Below are 478 nucleotides of genomic sequence, written 5' to 3' on the forward strand. Positions count from 1 at the left end.
GCTTTAAGTCTTACTATATAAAGACCCTTTTGTATATCTTTATCACTATCTTGAATTATATAGTGATAATTAAAACACAATTGAGATAGGTCTCCAAGTATCATTTCACCATTTTCTAGGTAATCACAAACTTTAATTTTACCATAAATGGTATTTTCATTGTTTAATAGTGAACTTAAATTTAATTTTCCAAGCAAAATGGCTATCTCCATATATGTTGATGTATTTACAACTAATGATACTTTATCTCTAAAATCCTTTGGTATTTTTTCAAGTGTTTTATTTATAGATTCAAGATGATCCTTTCCTTTAATTCCTTTTTCAACTTCTTCATTATTACATATACTCAATTCATTTGCTTTATTGAACATAGTTTTAATTGTAAATTTACTTAGTAATGCTGAAAAATTATTTTGTGTAAATTCTATTATTGTATTTGCATTAGAAGTTACAGAGTCTTCATTAATATAGCTTATCA

General features: G+C 24.5%; 1 protein-coding gene. It reads right to left on the bottom strand.

Features of this window, described 5'->3' with window-relative positions; all coding sequences use genetic code 11:
- The coding region (locus GBZ86_RS17640) for a hypothetical protein (protein ID WP_170272331.1) at positions 1 to 478 on the bottom strand (478 nt) is incomplete at both ends.

This window comes from Clostridium tarantellae, assembly GCF_009295725.1.
In the GTDB taxonomy this organism is placed as follows: domain Bacteria; phylum Bacillota; class Clostridia; order Clostridiales; family Clostridiaceae; genus Sarcina; species Sarcina tarantellae.